This is a genomic window from Pseudomonas sp. IT-P44, from assembly GCF_949768225.1.
GTDB lineage: Bacteria > Pseudomonadota > Gammaproteobacteria > Pseudomonadales > Pseudomonadaceae > Aquipseudomonas > Aquipseudomonas migulae.
This window is the reverse complement of the sequence record NZ_CATKQM010000011.1, coordinates 117,927-134,944: the sequence shown is the minus strand read 5'-3', so window position 1 is coordinate 134,944 and position 17,018 is coordinate 117,927. Positions and strand designations below refer to the sequence as shown.

The window sequence follows — 17,018 nt, the reverse complement described above, 5'->3', positions numbered from 1 at the left end:
AGCCGTTACCGAAGAACCGGATATACACAATCGATCACTTTCAAGCCTAGGCGAATTCACCTTGCTGTATTCGTTGCGGCATCGTGAAGTTCAGACAGCAACCGCGAACATCAGATCGTCCCGTTTGCGATCGAGGACTTGCCTGTAGGAGGCGGTGATGCTCAAGTGCGTGAAACTCAATAACCTCGCGTGAGAAAAGTCAGCATGGAGCTCAAGACCAACGCAGCACTGATCATCATCGATCAACAAAAAGGCATTTTGGAGCCAAGGCTTGGCCGGCGAAATAATCCTCAGGCCGAGGCGCGGATCCTGGATTTGCTGGGGCTATGGCGGCGAACCGGGCGGCCGGTGATCCACGTACAGCACCTGTCCCGTTCACCGGACTCAGTGTTCTGGCCGCAGCAATCGGGCGTGGAGTTTCAAGAGCGGTTCCAGCCATTGGCCGGCGAGCAACTGATTCAGAAACAGGTGCCGGATGCGTTTTGTGCGACGGCGCTGGAGGCAAGTTTGCGCGAGGCGGGGATCAATCAGTTGGTCATCGTGGGCGTCGCGACCCACAACTCGGTGGAGTCCACGGCGCGAACGGCCGGTAACCTGGGGTTTGATGCATGGGTAGCGGAGGATGCGTGCTTCACGTTCGACAAAGCGGATTATTTCGGCAATGCGCATTCAGCTGAAGAGGTGCATGCGATGTCGCTAGGCAATCTGCACGGCGAATACGCCACGGTCGTCAGCAGTGCGCTGATCCTGATGACCGACTGAATGACTGTAGGAGCGAGGCTTGCCCGCGAAGAAGATGACGCGGTTTGCCTGAATAATCACGGTGCCTCTTTCGCGGGCAAGCCTCGCTCCTACAGGGGATTGTGTCATTCACGAATCCAGTGTGGGAGCGAGACCGGCTTGCCGGCGAAGCGATTCAACAGGCGATGAAAATTATCGCCCGAAGCATCAAGCGCCGTGGCACTTCTTGAATTTCTTGCCGTTGCCGCACGGGCAAGGGTCGTTGCGGCCGACGTCCTTCAGGGCGTTGCGCACCGGCTCCTGGTGAGCGTGGCCGCAGTTCGGGCCGTGGACATGGCCATGGTCGTGATCATGGTGGTCGTGATGGTCATGATCGTGGTTGCAGTCAGGGCCATGGACGTGGGGTTGCTGGGTCATCGGGTGTGCTCCGGAATTAAATCGGCGGGGATTATCACGCCTTTGCGCGCCAGGTGCACGTAGTGCGCGATGAACACACCGGTTTCCAGCTCACCTTCCAGGCGATAGGGGATAGGTTGCTCGGGTTTTTTCAACAGTTTCACCAGATCCCGCACCTTGGGCCACAGGTTGGTGCGGATCGGCACTTTGAAATACGCGCTGTGCTTGGGGCCGACCGTAAACCAGTGTTCGTGCTCGCCTTCGGTCAGCAACATATCGCCCAGGTGAATCCGGTATTCGAGGCCGCGTACCGTCAGGTCGCTGTCGCGCGGGTTGTCGACGCGAAAGAACAACAGGAAGCGTTGCTCCATCAGTTTCGCCCGGACCACTTCGACCTTGACCAGATGCACTTCAGGTTCCGGTTCATCGTCGCTGAACCAGGACGCACAGCCGCCGAGTCCGAGAAACAGGAGCAGGGTGAGCGTGTGCAGGACGCGACGTCGGCTGATCATGGTTGTGTTTCTCCCTTGATCCCCAGTCTAGCCCTTCACGAATCACCTCAACTGGCGAAATACCCCGCACAACACTTCTTGAATTTCTGCCCGCTGGCACATGGGCAGGCATCGTTGCGTCCGGCCTTGAGTGGCACAGTGGGGTCGATGAAATACCAGTGGCCGGCGTTCTGCACGAACGACGAGCGCTCGCGGTGGCTGTGTTCGCCGCTGCCATCGTGCCAACGTGCGGTAAAGGTCACGAACGCGTGTTCCGGTTGACCGCCGAACACCTCGGAGCTTTCCACCTCCAGGCCGAGCCAGGTGCTTTGCGCGCTCCAGTCGCTGATGGACTGACGATCGAGGCCGGACTGCTGCGCGGGCAGGGTGGTCGCTACCAGGTAATCGATCAGGCCCAACACGTAAGCGCTGTAGCGCGAACGCATCAACGCTTCGGCACAAGGCGCCGGATGCCCGGCATGGTAGTGACCGCAGCAGGCGTCCAGCAGGGTGCCGCTGCCGCAAGGGCAAATGGATGTACTCATTGCGTTACCACCAGTATTTCCCGAAGTTTTCCGGATTGGCCCAGAACCGTGAGTTGAGCCAGTCGGGGACTTGTTTGTAGTCAAGCAGATCGTAGGTGAACAAGGTCAGTACTTGTTCGTCGCGCTGGAAGCGTTCGCTGGCTTGCAGGGCCAGGGAGAAAAAATCTGTCTCCTGCCAGCCACTGGCCGGCAAATCCGCCAGCACCGCAATGCGACTGGCATTGAGGTTGCGGATGCCGCCGAGCAAATTCAGGCCATCGCGTTTGGGCAAGTGTTCGAGGCAATCGACCACCAGCGCCAGATCAAAACGGCGCGCCGCCAGTTCGGCCGGCAACGGTCCGGGCGCCGCGTGGGCGACGCAGGTGTCCGGGTGCGCCAGCTTGAATGCTTCCAGCGCGGGGAATTCGCTCGCGCCGATCAGCAACAGGCGGAGGGGGGCATAACGATCCAGCAAAGCGGCCAGCGCCTGCTGGGGCGTGCGCGAAGAAATACCTGAAATCATCGAAGTTCCTCAATCAGAGCGCCAAGACTAGCCTGCCCGAAGGTCCAGATATAGAGCGCCGTCGCGCTAAAAGTGTCGATCAGCCGTGAACACTGGATAAAACTGCAATGGCCTATTGCTGGCGGAGATTAAAGCTCGGGTCTTTACTACCTGAATCGGTTCTAAGCCGATCCCTCAGGAGAAAACTAGATGAGCATAGTTCGGACAGCATTACCCTTGGTTCTGCTAACCAGTGTGTTGACTGGTTGCGCAGGTTTGCAGAAAACCGACTGGCCGACCTGTGCGGCAGTCGGCGGTGTAATCGGTGCGGGTCTCGGCGCGACCGAGAGCTCGGCATGGGCAGGGTACGGCGCTCTGCTGGTTGGCGGTACGGCCGCTGCCTATTGCTGGGTTCACGGTGATGGCGACGAAGACGGCGATGGCGTGCCGGACAGCCGCGACAAGTGCCCGGGTACGCCTAGAGGCGTGAAGGTCGATGCCGACGGTTGCCCACCACCAGTCCCTGCGCCAGTGGTTGAAGAGGCGGTTGTGGTCAAGGAAGAAACCATCGTCATCCGGGATGTTCACTTCCAGTTCGACAAAGCCACACTCACCCCTTCTGACAAACAGGTGCTCGATAAGATCGCCACTCGTTTGAAAGCCGAAGCCCCTACTGCTCAGTTGACCGTTACTGGCCATACCGACAGCGTGGGCAGTGATAGCTACAACCAGAAACTGTCGGATAAACGCGCTCACTCGGTGGTTGAGTACCTCATCCAGGAAGGCGTGCCGCGCAGCAACTTCGTGTCTGTTTCCGGTGCCGGTGAAAGTCAGCCGGTGGCCGATAACAAAACCGCCGACGGCCGTGCACAGAACCGTCGCACCGAAATCAAAATCCAACGCTAGATCCCTCGCATCCGTGGCTTGTGCAGTCACGGATGCGGGTCTTTACTCCTGTGTAACCGGCGTCGGCCGGTAACACAGGAGCTTTCACCATGAGCCTTCTCACACGGACCGTCTGGCCGGTTGTGCTGCTTGGCAGCCTGTTGACCGGTTGCGCTACTCACAGCGATGGCACTGCCCCCCTCAATCAACGTACCTGGCCGATCTGCAGCGTTATCGGTGGCCTGGTCGGTGGTGGCCTGGGCGCTATCGAAAGTGGCGGTTGGGCGGCCGGCGGAGCGGCGCTTGGTATCTTGACCGGTGGCCTGATCTGCTACGCGCAGGATGGCGACGAAGATGGCGATGGTGTCTTCGATCGACGCGATCGCTGCCCGGATACGCCGGCCAATACTCCGGTCGAACATCATGGTTGTCCGCTGCCGCAATACCCGGCCAGTGTGAATCCCGCTGAACCTGCACAATCTGAAGTCATCACCCTGAGCGATGCGGGCGATGTGTTGTTCGCGTTCAACAAATCCGACCTGACACCCTCGGCGCAAAGTCAGCTGGACTCGTTCATACCCAAACTGCAAAGCGCCGATGTGGTCAGCATCAAAGTGATCGGCCATACCGACAGCGTGGGTGACGACGCCTATAACCAGGCACTCTCGGAGCGACGCGCCAGCAGCGTAGCCGCTTACTTGCTGGGCATGGGCCTGGCGCCGGACAAACTCACCAGCGAAGGCCGGGGCGAAAGCGCGCCGGTGGCCGATAACGAAACAGAGGAAGGTCGCGCGAAAAACCGTCGCGTGGAATTGCACATCAATCGCTGAGCCCCGTGATAGAGCCGTCGGCCAATGATTGCAGTGGCGCCGACGGCCATTCGGCGGCCTTCATGAAGAATTTTCCGTTGCCCTCTGGCTTATCCCGCGTGGAAGCCGTTACTGTGCGTGCAAAGAATAATTCTCAACGGGGGGGCGTATGAAGGTGTTTTGGGGGCTGGGTAAGCTGTTGACCCTGCTGTTCTGGCTGGTGGTGTTGGTCAATCTGCTGATGCCCTTTGTCAATCCGCTGCACCTGTTGGTCAATCTGGCCGGCGGCCTGCTGGCGTTCCTTCATCTTCTTGAGGCGGTGTTCTGTTTCCGCAGTCTCAGAGGCCGCGCCCACCCTTGGCGTGATCGCTTGAAGATTGTCTTTTTCGGTGTTTTCCACCTGCAAACCATTCCGGCTCCTGCCGTACCGAAGGCTTCCCATGCGTAAACTCTGTCTGCTCGCCGCACTCGTCAGCCCATTCGCCTGCGCCCAGGTGGTCAGCGTCGAAACCAACTCGCTGATGCGCTTGCCCAATACCGCCAGCACCTTGCAGCTGGAACGCCTGGAAGTGGCCGATTACGGCACGTTGCTGATTCCCTCGAACGTGACCGAAGTCAGCGTCGGCGAATTGCGCCTGGGGCGTGAAGCGCGGATCGCCATCGTGCCCGGCGAAACGGCGCTGGAGTTGAAAGTCAGCCGTGCCCAATTGTCCGAAGGCAGCCAGATTACCGCTCGCGGTGCACCGGGTACTTACCTCAAGGCGGCCCGCTCGGGACGCAATCTGAATGTGCAGATCAAGGCACTGAATGCACCGCAGTTGGTGGTTGACGCTCGCGGCGGCGCAGGTGCACCGGGGTTTGTCGGCCTCGACGGCGCCAACGGTCAGGCACCTGGCTGCACCTGGGGCCAGGCCGGTCGCGGGGCCGATGGCAGCGATGGCAGCGACGGTCAGCCGGGTGCGCCGGGTGCGCTGGTCAGGCTGGAAGTGCCGCGTGATTATCCGGCGGAGCAGATCAAGGTTCAGGTTGCCGGCGGCGCGGGTGGTCTGGCCGGTCCTGGCGGTAAGCCGGGGGCGGGTGGCAAGGCCAAGGGGTGCTTCGTCTACAAGGCCGATGGCGGCAAGAGCGGCAAGCCAGGCGTTGACGGCCAGCCGGGGCCTGCGGGTGCGGCGGGTTCGGTGACGGTTCAGCGGTTATAGTTGACTCGGAAATCTTCGTTGTCTGATCCATCGTCTTCGCGGGCAAGCCTCGCTCCTACAGGATTTGCGTCGTTCACAAATGTCTTGAACGACGCAAATCCTGTAGGAGCGAGGCTTGCCCGCGAAGCTTTTAGAACATCGGCCGCGCCGAGGCGATCGCCACCAACACCAACCCCACAATCAAATTAATCCCCACCAACCGGCGAATCCTCCCCAGTACCGCAGCCCCCGTCGGCCAATCCTGCGCCGTCACCGCCGTGCGCAATTCCGGCAACAGCAACGCCTGAATCCGGATAAACAGCGCGGTCATCACCACGAACAAGCCCATCATCACCTGCACATAACGCGGCGCGGCCTCGAAACCGCTGTACTGCAAATGAATCATGCCGACACCGCTGACCGGCAACAGCACCACCGCGATCCAGACCCAGCGGAAAAAACCTTGAAACACTTCTACCCACAGCTTCAACCGGGCCGGGCCTTCCAGCGCCTTCATCGCGGCCGGACGCAAGACCATCCAGGCGAAAAACATGCCGCCGACCCACACCAGGGCGGACAGGACATGCAGGGTGTAAACGATGCCAAAAGGTGTCATTGGGGTACTCCGTTCTGCGCGGGATTAATTAGCGCGGTATGATAGCCGCCGAACCGAACCACTGAAAATTTATCCAGCGTTTTTTGCGCCCGACAATCCATGATCAGCACTGAACTCAAAACCACGATCCAGGGCGCCTACTCGCGTTTTCTCGAAGCCAAGAGCCTCAAGCCGCGCTACGGCCAACGCCTGATGATCGCTGAAATTGCCAAGGTCCTCGGTGACATCGACACCGACGACGAAGGCCGGCGCAGTGGCGACCCCGCGATTGTCGCGGTGGAAGCCGGCACCGGTACCGGCAAGACCGTGGCCTACAGCCTGGCGGCGATCCCGACCGCGAAAGCCGCCGGTAAACGCCTGGTGATCGCCACGGCCACCGTGGCCCTGCAAGAACAGATCGTCTACAAGGATCTGCCCGACCTGATGCGCAACAGCGGGCTGAATTTCAGCTTTGCCCTGGCCAAGGGCCGGGGGCGCTACATGTGCCTGTCCAAGCTCGACATGTTGCTGCAGGAAGGTCACGCACAAACCGCTACCGCGCAGTTGTTCGAAGAAGAAGGCTTCAAGATCGAGGTCGATGAGGCCAGTCAGAAGCTGTTCACCAGCATGATCGAGAAGCTCGCCGGCAATAAGTGGGACGGCGACCGCGACAGTTGGTCCACCGCCCTGGAAGACGCCGATTGGGCGCGCCTGACCACCGATCACAGCCAGTGCACCAACCGCCATTGCCCGAACTTCGGCCAGTGCGCCTTCTACAAGGCCCGCGAAGGCATGGGCAAGGTGGACGTGATCGTCACCAACCACGACATGGTCCTGGCGGACCTGGCCCTTGGCGGCGGCGCCGTTTTGCCCGATCCGCGCGACACCATCTACGTGTTCGACGAAGGCCATCACCTGCCGGACAAGGCCATCGGCCACTTCGCCCATTACACGCGCCTGCGCTCCACCGCCGACTGGCTGGAAACCACCGCCAAGAACCTCACCAAACTGCTCGCCCAGCATCCGCTGCCGGGCGACCTGGGCAAGTTGATCGAGCAGGTGCCGGAACTGGCCCGTGAGATCAAGACCCAGCAGCAATTCATGTTTACCGCCTGCGAACAGGCTGCCGATTTCAAACCCGGCGAAGACGTCGAAGGTCGCGAACGGCCACGTCACCGCTTCGTCGGCGGGGTGATTCCCGAGCACATGCGCGAAATGGGCATCGAGCTGAAAAAGGGTTTTGCCCGCCTCACCGACCTGTTCACCCGACTCACCGAGTTGCTCAAGGAAGGCATGGACGGCGAGGTCAACATCGGCATCGCCAGCAACCAGGCCGAAGAGTGGTATCCGCTGTTCGGCAGCCTGTTGTCGCGCTCTTCGGGCAACTGGGAGTTGTGGGTCGCATTCACCGCCGAAGACCCGGAAGACAACCCGCCCATGGCGCGCTGGCTGACCCTGGCCGAAAGCGGCTCGCTGTTCGACATCGAAGTCAACGCCAGCCCGATCCTCGCGGCGGAAATGCTCCGGCGCAACCTGTGGAACGTGGCTTACGGCGCGCTGGTGACTTCGGCGACCCTGACCGCACTCGGCACCTTCGACCGCTTCCGCATGCGTGCCGGGCTGCCGAAAAAAGCCGTGACCGCCGTGGTCCCGAGCCCGTTCCATCACGCCGACGCCGGCGTACTGCGGGTGCCGGACCTGAAAGCCGATCCACGTGATGCAGCGGCCCACACTGCGGCGATCATTCGTGACCTGCCGCAACTGGTCGAAGGTTCGCGCGGCACGCTGGTGCTGTTCTCCTCGCGTAAACAGATGCAGGACGTGTTCGACGGTCTCGACCGCGACTGGCGCAAGCAAGTGTTCATTCAAGGCAACCTGTCGAAACAGGAAACCCTGAACAAGCACAAGGCGCGCGTCGATGGCGGCGATTCCAGCGTGCTGTTCGGCCTGGCGAGTTTCGCCGAAGGGGTCGACTTGCCCGGTGCGTACTGCGAGCACGTGGTGATCGCGAAGATTCCATTCTCGGTGCCCGATGATCCGGTCGAAGCGGCACTGGCCGAGTGGATCGAAGCGCGGGGCGGCAATCCGTTCATGGAAATCTCCGTGCCGGACGCCTCGCTGAAACTGGTCCAGGCCTGCGGTCGCTTGCTGCGAACCGAAGAGGACCGCGGCACCATCACCTTGCTCGACCGACGCCTGGTCACCCAGCGTTACGGCAAAGCGATCCTCAATGCGTTACCGCCATTCCGTCGAGAAATTTCCTGATACGACGGTGGGCAAATCTGCCCGCCGCGTTGTCTATCTCTCTGCCATCGCTTTTCCACTGGCCATTGTTGGTCGTTAGGGAGATTTTCGTTCTCATGATTCGCCGTTCGTTGCCTGCTGTTTTTGCCTTGTTGTTCACCACGCCTTTGCTCGCCGCTCCCGCAGGCCAGCAGACGCTGTTCAACTTTGTGCGCCCCGCCGACGTGGTCCAGGTGGCGACTCAGGACGCCAGCCTGCCGCAATCCAATGCAGAGCAAACGGCCGAAGGCGAAGTGCTGCGCCGGGTGACGTTCAACCCGGTGGCCCAGCCAACCCTGCGCCTGACCCCGCAAACCGGGGCCTGGGACTGGTCGCAGTCCGGCGTGATGAGCCTGCGTATTCAAAGCGCAATGAACTGGGCCGTGACCCTTTACGTGAAAATCCAGAGCAACGACGGCAAGACGCTGATCAGCCGCGTCGATCTGCCGGCCGGCCCTGCGCAGACGCTGCTGGTGCCGTTGCAGCCGAGCTCGCCGCTGAGCCTGGGCATGAAGGCCGGTCCGCCGATGCCGATGACTGTCGACGGTCAACGCATCCTGTTGGCCAGCAGCGCCGGTGAGCTGGATCGCAGCCAGGTGGTGTCGGTGACGTTGTCGATGGATCAGCCGAAAGTCGCGCAAAGTATCCTGCTGGAACGCTTTGGCGTGCAGGAAGGCGAGGCGGTCACCCAAGCCGTTTATGGCGGCCTGGTGGACGCTTTCGGTCAGTCGACCCGGACCAAGTGGCCGGAGAAGGTCGGCAGCGACGAGCAACTGAAAAGCGCCGCCGCCAAGGAACAGCAACAAACCAAAACCTGGCTGGCCGAGCGCGAGAAGTCGTCGCTGGACAAGTTCGGTGGCTGGATAAAAGGCCCGACGTTCAAGGCCAGCGGTTTTTTCCGCAGCGAGAAACGTGACGGTCGCTGGTATCTGGTGACCCCGGAAGGCCATCCTTTTTATTCGCTCGGGGTCAACACCGTGACCCCGGACGTCAACCAGACTTACATCGCCGGTCGCGAGTGGATGTTCGAATCGCTGCCTAAACCCGAGGAACCGCTGGCCAGTCACTTTGGCGAAGGCGACAACCGGGGTGGCAATGGCGTCGATCAGGGCCGTGGCTACAACGCCGGGCGCTGGTACGATTTCTATGGCGCGAACCTGCAGCGCCTGTATGGCGCCCCTTGCACACCGGGCAGCGACACCAAGGCCGGTGTCGCCGAAGCGGCCAAGGCCGACGCGGTTGAGGCGACGGTCGAGAAGACCGCTGAACAACCCGTCGTTCCTTCCACGGCCGAAGCCGGTGTTGCCGAAGCCGCCAAGGCCGGCGCAGAGGACGCGACCGTCGCGAAAGCGGTCGAGCAGAAACCCGCCGAACCTTGCACCGCAGTGATTGATGAACAACGCTGGGCCAGCCACACCCTGGATCGCCTGCAAGCCTGGGGCTTCAACACCATCGGCAACTGGAGCGCCCCGGAGCTGGGCAACGCGGACCGCGTGCCCTACACCTTGCCGCTGTCGATCGTCGGCGATTACGCCAGCATCAGCACCGGCACCGACTGGTGGGGCGGCATGCCTGACCCGTTCGACCCGCGTTTCGCCATGGCCACCGAACGCGCCGTGGCCATCGCCGCCCGCGATCATCGCGACGACCCTTGGCTGATCGGTTACTTCGCCGACAACGAACTGGCCTGGGCCGGTCCCGGTGACGACCCGAAAGCCCGCTACGCGCTGGCCTACGGCACCTTGAAAATGACCACTGACGTGCCGGCCAAGCGCGCGTTCCTCAAGCAATTGCGCGACAAGTACCGCAATCAGGCAGGCCTGTCCAAAGCCTGGGGCATCGACTTGCCGGCCTGGGAATTGATGGAAGACCCGGGCTTCGTGCCGCCGCTGCCGAGCGCCGAGTACCCGGAAATCGAAGCCGACTTCAAATACTTCCAGAAGGTCTTCGCTGACACGTACTTCAAAACCATTTCCGACTCGCTCAAGTGGCACGCACCGAATCAGCTGCTGCTGGGCGGCCGCTTCGCCATCAGCACCCCGGAAGCCGTGGAATCCTGTGCGCAGTATTGCGACGTGCTGAGCTTCAACATGTACACCCTGCAACCGCAGGACGGCTACGACTTCGCCAAATTGCGCAGCCTGGACAAACCGGTGCTGATCACCGAATTCAACTTCGGCTCGGCCGATCGCGGCCCGTTCTGGGGCGGCGTGACGCAACTGGCGAAGGAAGAGGATCGTGGCCCGGCTTACGCCAACTTCCTGAAACAGGCACTGAGCGAGCCATCGATTGTCGGCGTGCACTGGTTCCAATATCTCGATCAACCGGTGACCGGTCGTCTGCTGGACGGTGAAAACGGGCACTTTGGTTTGGTCGGCATTACCGATCTGCCGTTTCAGGGCTTCGTCGACAGCGTGCGCAAGAGCAACCTGGCGGCCGTTGATCAGTTGGGCAAAGAGGCCGAGAAGGCCAAGGCTGAAGCGGATAAAGCCAGCCACGATGCCGAAGGCGGGCGAAAAGCTGAAGCCGGCAAGGGCCCGGGGAAGGGCGCCGGGCAGGCGGGTGGGCATTCGGGGAATGGTCATTAAGGCCTGATCTACCGCGTTATCGTTCTTCGCGGGCAAGCCTCGCTCCTACAGGTTCGGTGGTGCTCCTGTAGGAGCGAGGCTTGCCCGCGAAGGCGTCCTCAAAAACACCATGAATTCCAGATCCAATAGATCGGCAATCCGACCGCCCGGCCCAACCCTGTTCCCAAAACCATCAATGGCTGGAACAATGCCGGCCACTTTGTAGAACGTTTGTCCGAGGGAGTAGCGGGTGCAGATTCAGGGTCATTACGAGCTTAAGTTCGAAGCGGTTCGCGAAGCGTTCGCGGCGTTGTTCGACGATCCTCAGGAGCGTGGCGCAGCGCTGTGCATCCAGGTTGGCGGCGAAACCGTTCTCGACCTCTGGTCCGGCACCGCCGACAAGGATGGCCATGAGGCCTGGCACAGCGACACTATCGCCAACCTGTTTTCCTGCACCAAGACCTTCACCGCCGTCACCGCCCTGCAACTGGTCGCCGAAGGCAAGCTGCAACTGGATGCCCCGGTTGCCCGCTATTGGCCCGAATTCGCTGCCGCCGGCAAGGAATCCGTCACCCTGCGTCAACTGCTCTGCCATCAGGCTGGTTTGCCGGCGTTGCGCGAGTTGCTGGCCCCGGAAGCGCTTTACGACTGGCAAACCATGGTCGATGCGCTGGCCGCCGAATCGCCTTGGTGGACGCCGGGCACCGCTCACGGTTATGCCGCGATCACCTATGGCTGGCTGGTTGGCGAGTTGCTGCGCCGTGCCGATGGCCGTGGGCCGGGCGAGTCCATTGTGGCCCGCGTGGCCAAACCGTTGGGCCTGGATTTTCATGTGGGTCTGGCGGATGAAGAATTCCATCGCGTGGCGCACATCGCCCGTGGCAAGGGCAACGTCGGCGATGCCGCGGCCCAGCGCCTGCTGCAAGTGACGATGCGCGAACCGACGGCCATGACCACGCGGGCCTTTACTAACCCGCCGTCGGTCCTGACCAGCACCAACAAACCGGAATGGCGGCGCATGCAACAACCGGCGGCCAACGGACACGGCAATGCCCGCAGCCTGGCCGGGTTCTACGCCGGGCTGCTAGACGGCAGCCTGCTGGAAAGCGAGATGCTCGATGAGCTGACCCGCGAACACAGCCTCGGCGAAGACAAGACTTTACTGACCCGGACCCGTTTCGGCCTGGGTTGCATGCTCGATCAACCGGATGTCCCGAACGCCACCTACGGCCTCGGCCCACGTGCGTTCGGTCACCCGGGCGCTGGCGGCTCCATCGGTTTTGCTGACCCTGAATACGATGTCGCCTTCGGTTTTGTGACAAATACACTGGGGCCTTACGTCTTGATGGATCCGCGCGCGCAAAAGCTCGCGCGGGTACTGGCCACTTGTCTGTAAAACGCGCTGAAGGGTTCCAGGGCCGGAACCCGAAGGCCTTTATGTTTTCCAACCGTCTGTTTATCCGGGTCATGCCGGCCTGAATTTTTATGACTTCTTTTTTGTGGATTTCCAATGTCACTCAATAAAACCACCCTCGCTTTGGCCCTGTGTGTCGCTGTTACCGGTTGTGCGCAGACACCAAAAAATGATTCGGATGGCAGCAGCTGGTGGCCGTTCGGTTCCTCCGACAAAGTCGCGGCGAAAGAGCCGGCTCCCGCGCCGGCACCTGTGAAGCCTGCCGAGGTGGCCCCGGCTGCCAAGGCTGAAGCCGACACCGGTGGTAAATGGTGGTGGCCGTTCGGCGGCAAAGAGCAGAGCACGGCCAAAGTCGTGCCGATGCCTGACCCTAAAGTCACTCAGGCCTGGCTCGACGATTACGAACCGCGCCTGCGCACCGCGATCAAGGACAGCAACCTGCAACTCGAGCGCCGTGAAAACGTGCTGGTGGTCACTGCGCCAGTAGAAGGTTCGTTCAACCCGGACCGTCCGGCCATGTTGCTGCCGGTGACTCTCGGCCCGTTCACTCGCGTGGCGAAAATCCTTGAAGTCGATCCCAAGACCGCCGTGCTGGTATTGGGTCACAGCGACACCTCGGGCGCCGCACCGGCCAACGTGAAACTGAGCCAGGAACGCGCACAAGCCGTGGCGGCGATTTTCCGCCTCAGCGGTCTGCAGCGTGATCGCCTGATGCTGCGCGGCATGGGCGGCGAAGCCCCGCGAGCGGCCAACGACAGCGTTGAAGGCCGTGCCTTGAACCGTCGCGTCGAACTGCTGGTGACTCCGCAAAACACCATGGTCGCGCTGCTGAGCAAGTACAACATGCCAGCTCCTGCACCGGTGAAACTGGTCGCTGCCCAGGACGTCAAGCCAGTGGCCAAGCCGGTCACCCCGGCACCGGCCGCGAAGAAAGCCGCTGTACCTGCCACGAAAAAAGCGCCGGCCAAGAAAGCCGCCGCCAAGAAGGCTCCGGCTAAAACCGCGACGCCGGCCAAAAAGACCACGCCGGCCAAAGCCGCGACAGCTGACAAAAAAGTCGTTGTCGCCGATCCTGTGAAAAAGTGATTCGTTAACCAAAAGGAATGCGCCATGACCCAGGGCCTGGCTGATATGCGTCGCGACTACACCCGAGACGGCCTGACCGAGGCACAAGCCCCGGCCGAGCCGTTCGCGCTGTTCCATCAGTGGTTTGCCGACGCGGTGAAAACCGAGCAGCCGCCGGTGGAAGCCAACGCCATGACCCTGGCCACCGTCGACCAGGACGGTCGGCCGCATTGCCGCATTTTGCTGCTCAAAGGCCTGGACGCGCAGGGCTTCACCTTCTTCACCAACTACGACAGCGCCAAGGGCCAGCATCTGGCCGCGAACCCGTTCGCGGCCATGACGTTTTTCTGGCCGGCCCTCGAGCGTCAGGTTCGTGTAGAAGGTCGGGTGGTGAAGGTCACGCCTGAGGAATCCGATGCCTACTTCCAGGTCCGGCCGCTGGGCAGTCGCCTTGGTGCCTGGGCTTCACCGCAAAGCCGCGTGATCGCCGATCGTGCCGAACTGGAAGCGTTGCTCAAGAATACCGAGCAACGTTTCAGCGATACGCAGCCTCATTGCCCTGAGCACTGGGGCGGTTATCGTCTGCTGCCTGAGCGCATCGAATTCTGGCAGGGCCGTTCGAGCCGCCTGCACGATCGCCTCAACTATCGTTTGCAAGGCGCCGACTGGATTCTTGAACGTCTGGCGCCCTGAGCAGTCTACCGACCGGGATAACCTGCCGCAGCGGCCTCCAGCCACTGAGGCAGGTCCCGACGCTTGATCTTCTGCGCTTGGGCGTTCGCCAGTTGCTGGAGCATGTAGGCTCTTTTCTGCTCATCGCTCCCCGCCAGGGCTAGCGCCATATCGCGGTCCATCCAGCGTTTTATCCGTACGTACAACCACCCATGGAAGTACAGGCCGGCGACAGTGGTGACGACAATGATGAAGTAATCCATGAAAATCCTTGGGGCAGCGGCGCAGATCTCGTCATTTGCCGCTAATGTTTGATGAGTTCGTGGAGGTCCCTGTACCGGGCCTGAATCAAACCAATGTTATCGGGGCGACGTCGTGACACGCGTCAAGCTGCGGAGTTTAATGGTTACATGTCCTTTGGAGGTGATGCCATGCGTAAGTCTGTTCTGCTTGTTGCTTCCTTTTCCACGATGGCGATGTTGCTCACTGGCTGCCAATCGAGCCTGACCGGTGACTCCTACTCCCGTGACGAAGCGCGTCGTGTGCAGACCGTTCGCATGGGCACCATCGAATCCCTGCGTCCGGTGAAAATCGAAGGCACCAAGACCCCGATCGGCGGCCTCGCCGGCGCGGCGGTCGGTGGTGTTGGTGGCAGCAGCATCGGCGGTGGTAAAGGCAGCATCGTTGCTGCAGTTATCGGCGCCGTGGCTGGCGGGCTGATCGGCTCGGCCACTGAAGAAGGCCTGACCCGCACCCAGGGTGTTGAAATCACCGTTCGTGAAGACGACGGCAGCATGCGTGCCTATGTGCAGCAGGTTCAGGAGAATGAAGTGTTCCGTGTGGGTGAGCGGGTGCGGATTGCTACTGTAGATGGTACGAGCCGCGTTACGCACTAAGCGGGAACGCGGGTAAAAGAAAACCCCGATCAGCGTGAGCTGGTTGGGGTTTTTTTTGAGGAGGGGGTTTGGATTGGGGGGATATCCGTTTCTGCGGTAACGGCTTCCATTGGTTTCGCCCTTACGGCGAGTCACTTGGAGAAGCGCCAAGTAACCAAGCGCTTTTGCCCCTTTCGTTCGGTGGCTCGCTAATGCTCGCCATGCCCTCGCTCCGGTCCTGCTCCGTGGGCCCGCCGCCATCGGCCATCCATGGCCGGGGGCGGCTAACCCGGCATCCTTGCCGGGTTGCCCACTGCGCAGAACCTCCACTCGGCCTCTCGAGGGGGCGACCACCGCCACAGCAGCCGAGGCGGCCTGAAAGCCGACCTGTCTCTTTGATCGTACGCATTTCCCTGTAGGAGCTGGCTTGCCGGCGATAGCGGTGGGTCAGTCGACATGGTTATTGTCTGAACAGACGCCAATTCTGTGTTGTTTTCGAAGGCCTCTAAGCGGTAAATGATGCTATTCGAGGCACACCAATTGAACGATGTGATTCCTGTTGTCCAGGTTCGTACCGGTCCAGTTTTGTAGTGTTTCCACCTGTTCTGGAGACAGGTCATAGCAGTCGAACCCTTCCTCGGGTTTGCGCCAGTTCATCAGCTGTCTTAGTTCTTCGCTGCGATTGGCGGGTATTTCCACACTGTGAAGTAACTCTTCGGTCTGTTTTTCGAAGATTTCCAGGACATGTCTCATTTTTCTACGCTCCTTTTTGGGTCGGCAGGCTTTGTTTGCTCTCCGGTCAGCGGGTCATATTCCCCTAGGTGCTTGCCTTGTTTGGTGTACAACTCGACCTTGCCGTGCTGAGAGTCCCATTCATAAATTCTCCCGGAGCTATCCTTCCACCGTCGGCGTTTGCCGCCGCCCCCTCTTACATAAGTTTTCGATGGCGCAGATTTTAGATCGGGGAATGCTGCGAGTGAGTCGGGAGCAGGGTGGAATTTGTGATCACCAGGAACGCTATAAACAATGTAAACCGGCTGTACCCCCGACCCCACCGGAAAAACAAGAATGAAATCCTTGTAATCAGGCGGATGCACCGGATCGACGATGATGCTGTCAGCCTGTTTCGTCGGCGGGTAAACCCAGATGTGCGGTGCTTGTGGCGCGGCCTCCAGCGCTGGAATCCCGAGAATGTCGGAACCGTCCACAGCTGGAGTCCAGATCAGTTCGACGCCGTCGCCTAGATCGGCTATCTGCTGATTGCCGCGCAACGTAAATTGCACGACATCCACCATCTCCCAGTCACGATTCTTGCCGGTGTAGAAACCGTAGCCCTTGAGACTGCCATCAGCCTGTTGCTCGATCCGCAGGCGAACCCGAGTGCGGGCCTGTTTGAGGGTGCGCAGTTGATCTTCGGTGTAGAGCGAGCTGTCGCCAAGGCTCGTCGGCATGATCAGGGCCACCAGCGCGGCCAGGGTAGCCGCAGCACTGCTGGCGGCGACGGCGGGTAATACGGCGAACGCCGAGCCACTCAGGGCAAAGCTGCCGAAACCCGCCGGGATGGCGGTACCACTGATTTTTTTGAGTGCGATGCCGCCGCTTTCATCGGCCTCACGGGTGCCGAGCAGGATCAGTTCACCGTAATCCTTCAGGCTGTCGGTGGGCACCATACCTGAGGGATTGGAGTAATCGATGATGGCGTCCGGCAGTTTGCAGGACTTGGCGAAAACACATCCCGCACGGGCAACGTCATCCTTTTTCGCCGTGACTTGAAGGCTTTCTTCAAAGGCTTGCTGTCTTGCAAGCATGGCGTCGTAAGCGTTTTGCCTGGCGTCCCGCGCTGCCAGCTCGGTGGCCGTCATGTAGCGGTAAGTGACGTGATGTCCGTCACCCGATGGTGGGTTTGGAACCCGGGGAATGTCCTTGCCAGCCACTGATGTTCCTCGCGTTCGTACGTCGACAACCCTCAAGAAACGGGCTGTGCGACGTTAACGAACGAGGCAAATCGTGGCTGTAGGACG

General features: G+C 60.8%; 19 protein-coding genes. 11 read left to right on the top strand and 8 right to left on the bottom strand.

The genetic code is table 11. The features are described from left to right. The first annotated feature begins 204 nt into the window (after positions 1-204). Positions 205-762 carry a cysteine hydrolase family protein gene (locus ACM6IO_RS06535; RefSeq protein WP_414911178.1) on the top strand — a complete coding sequence of 186 codons (558 nt, stop codon included), beginning with the start codon at positions 205-207 and terminating at the stop codon, positions 760-762. A gap of 186 nt (positions 763-948) precedes the next feature. On the opposite strand, the gene ACM6IO_RS06530 is transcribed toward ACM6IO_RS06535, so the two are convergent. The 4 genes from ACM6IO_RS06530 to ACM6IO_RS06515 are packed head-to-tail and all read right to left on the bottom strand — an operon-like array spanning position 949 to position 2,675. Then, positions 949-1,158 (bottom strand): SEC-C metal-binding domain-containing protein, encoded by a 210-nt coding sequence (locus ACM6IO_RS06530; protein WP_007906737.1) that lies wholly within the window; start codon positions 1,156-1,158, stop codon positions 949-951. Next, complete coding sequence (locus ACM6IO_RS06525) at positions 1,155-1,649, bottom strand: LEA type 2 family protein (RefSeq protein ID WP_008040830.1); 495 nt, start codon at positions 1,647-1,649, stop codon at positions 1,155-1,157. Before ACM6IO_RS06525 ends, ACM6IO_RS06530 begins: the two co-directional genes overlap by 4 nt. A gap of 47 nt (positions 1,650-1,696) precedes the next feature. After that, entirely contained in the window at positions 1,697-2,173 is a 477-nt protein-coding gene (locus ACM6IO_RS06520; RefSeq protein WP_008040831.1) for a YchJ family protein, read from the bottom strand. Positions 2,174-2,177: 4 nt separating this feature from the next. After that, a complete protein-coding gene (locus ACM6IO_RS06515) occupies positions 2,178-2,675 on the bottom strand; it encodes a DUF6231 family protein (RefSeq protein ID WP_008031670.1) in 498 nt (165 codons plus the stop codon). Between the two features lie 189 nt (positions 2,676-2,864). On the opposite strand from ACM6IO_RS06515, the gene ACM6IO_RS06510 reads away from it, so the two are divergent. From ACM6IO_RS06510 to ACM6IO_RS06495, 4 genes are all read left to right on the top strand, one after another. Continuing rightward, a complete protein-coding gene (locus ACM6IO_RS06510) occupies positions 2,865-3,560 on the top strand; it encodes an OmpA family protein (protein ID WP_008040832.1) in 696 nt (231 codons plus the stop codon). A gap of 89 nt (positions 3,561-3,649) precedes the next feature. Continuing rightward, positions 3,650-4,369: an OmpA family protein gene (locus tag ACM6IO_RS06505; protein WP_008040833.1), complete on the top strand. Its 720-nt coding sequence runs from the start codon at positions 3,650-3,652 to the stop codon at positions 4,367-4,369. A 148-nt stretch (positions 4,370-4,517) separates the two neighbouring features. Continuing rightward, positions 4,518-4,796: a DUF1145 domain-containing protein gene (locus tag ACM6IO_RS06500; protein WP_008031667.1), complete on the top strand. Its 279-nt coding sequence runs from the start codon at positions 4,518-4,520 to the stop codon at positions 4,794-4,796. Next, positions 4,789-5,547 carry a collagen-like protein gene (locus tag ACM6IO_RS06495; RefSeq protein ID WP_008040834.1) on the top strand — a complete coding sequence of 253 codons (759 nt, stop codon included), beginning with the start codon at positions 4,789-4,791 and terminating at the stop codon, positions 5,545-5,547. Before ACM6IO_RS06500 ends, ACM6IO_RS06495 begins: the two co-directional genes overlap by 8 nt. Positions 5,548-5,677: 130 nt before the next feature. On the opposite strand, the gene ACM6IO_RS06490 is transcribed toward ACM6IO_RS06495, so the two are convergent. Further along, the gene (locus ACM6IO_RS06490) at positions 5,678-6,142 is read right to left on the bottom strand and encodes a CopD family protein (RefSeq protein WP_008031665.1); all 465 of its coding nucleotides are present in this window, start codon (positions 6,140-6,142) and stop codon (positions 5,678-5,680) included. 99 nt (positions 6,143-6,241) lie between these two features. On the opposite strand from ACM6IO_RS06490, the gene dinG reads away from it, so the two are divergent. The 5 genes from dinG to pdxH all read left to right on the top strand — a co-directional run bounded on the left by dinG (position 6,242) and on the right by pdxH (position 14,143). Beyond that, positions 6,242-8,386 carry an ATP-dependent DNA helicase DinG gene (gene dinG / locus ACM6IO_RS06485; RefSeq protein ID WP_008031664.1) on the top strand — a complete coding sequence of 715 codons (2,145 nt, stop codon included), beginning with the start codon at positions 6,242-6,244 and terminating at the stop codon, positions 8,384-8,386. A 95-nt stretch (positions 8,387-8,481) separates the two neighbouring features. Then, entirely contained in the window at positions 8,482-10,992 is a 2,511-nt protein-coding gene (locus tag ACM6IO_RS06480) for a beta-agarase (RefSeq protein WP_414911177.1), read from the top strand. Positions 10,993-11,221: 229 nt separating this feature from the next. Beyond that, entirely contained in the window at positions 11,222-12,367 is a 1,146-nt protein-coding gene (locus tag ACM6IO_RS06475) for an EstA family serine hydrolase (protein WP_008031660.1), read from the top strand. A 114-nt stretch (positions 12,368-12,481) separates the two neighbouring features. Next, positions 12,482-13,471 (top strand): OmpA family protein, encoded by a 990-nt coding sequence (locus tag ACM6IO_RS06470; protein ID WP_414911176.1) that lies wholly within the window; start codon positions 12,482-12,484, stop codon positions 13,469-13,471. Positions 13,472-13,495: 24 nt separating this feature from the next. After that, a complete protein-coding gene (pdxH, locus tag ACM6IO_RS06465; RefSeq protein ID WP_192228636.1) occupies positions 13,496-14,143 on the top strand; it encodes a pyridoxamine 5'-phosphate oxidase in 648 nt (215 codons plus the stop codon). A gap of 5 nt (positions 14,144-14,148) precedes the next feature. Here the strand turns inward: pdxH and ACM6IO_RS06460 are convergent, their stop codons facing one another. Continuing rightward, positions 14,149-14,385: a hypothetical protein gene (locus tag ACM6IO_RS06460; protein WP_008040840.1), complete on the bottom strand. Its 237-nt coding sequence runs from the start codon at positions 14,383-14,385 to the stop codon at positions 14,149-14,151. Between the two features lie 168 nt (positions 14,386-14,553). On the opposite strand from ACM6IO_RS06460, the gene ACM6IO_RS06455 reads away from it, so the two are divergent. Beyond that, on the top strand, positions 14,554-15,018 hold the full coding sequence (locus tag ACM6IO_RS06455; RefSeq protein ID WP_008040841.1) for a glycine zipper 2TM domain-containing protein: 465 nt from the start codon (positions 14,554-14,556) through the stop codon (positions 15,016-15,018). Positions 15,019-15,519: 501 nt separating this feature from the next. On the opposite strand, the gene ACM6IO_RS06450 is transcribed toward ACM6IO_RS06455, so the two are convergent. Together ACM6IO_RS06450 and ACM6IO_RS06445 are read right to left on the bottom strand one after the other, a co-directional pair. Then, a complete protein-coding gene (locus tag ACM6IO_RS06450; RefSeq protein WP_414911175.1) occupies positions 15,520-15,750 on the bottom strand; it encodes a hypothetical protein in 231 nt (76 codons plus the stop codon). After that, positions 15,747-16,931, bottom strand: coding sequence for a colicin E3/pyocin S6 family cytotoxin (locus ACM6IO_RS06445; protein ID WP_414911174.1), 1,185 nt, complete (start codon positions 16,929-16,931; stop codon positions 15,747-15,749). Before ACM6IO_RS06445 ends, ACM6IO_RS06450 begins: the two co-directional genes overlap by 4 nt. Between the last annotated feature and the right edge of the window lie 87 nt (positions 16,932-17,018).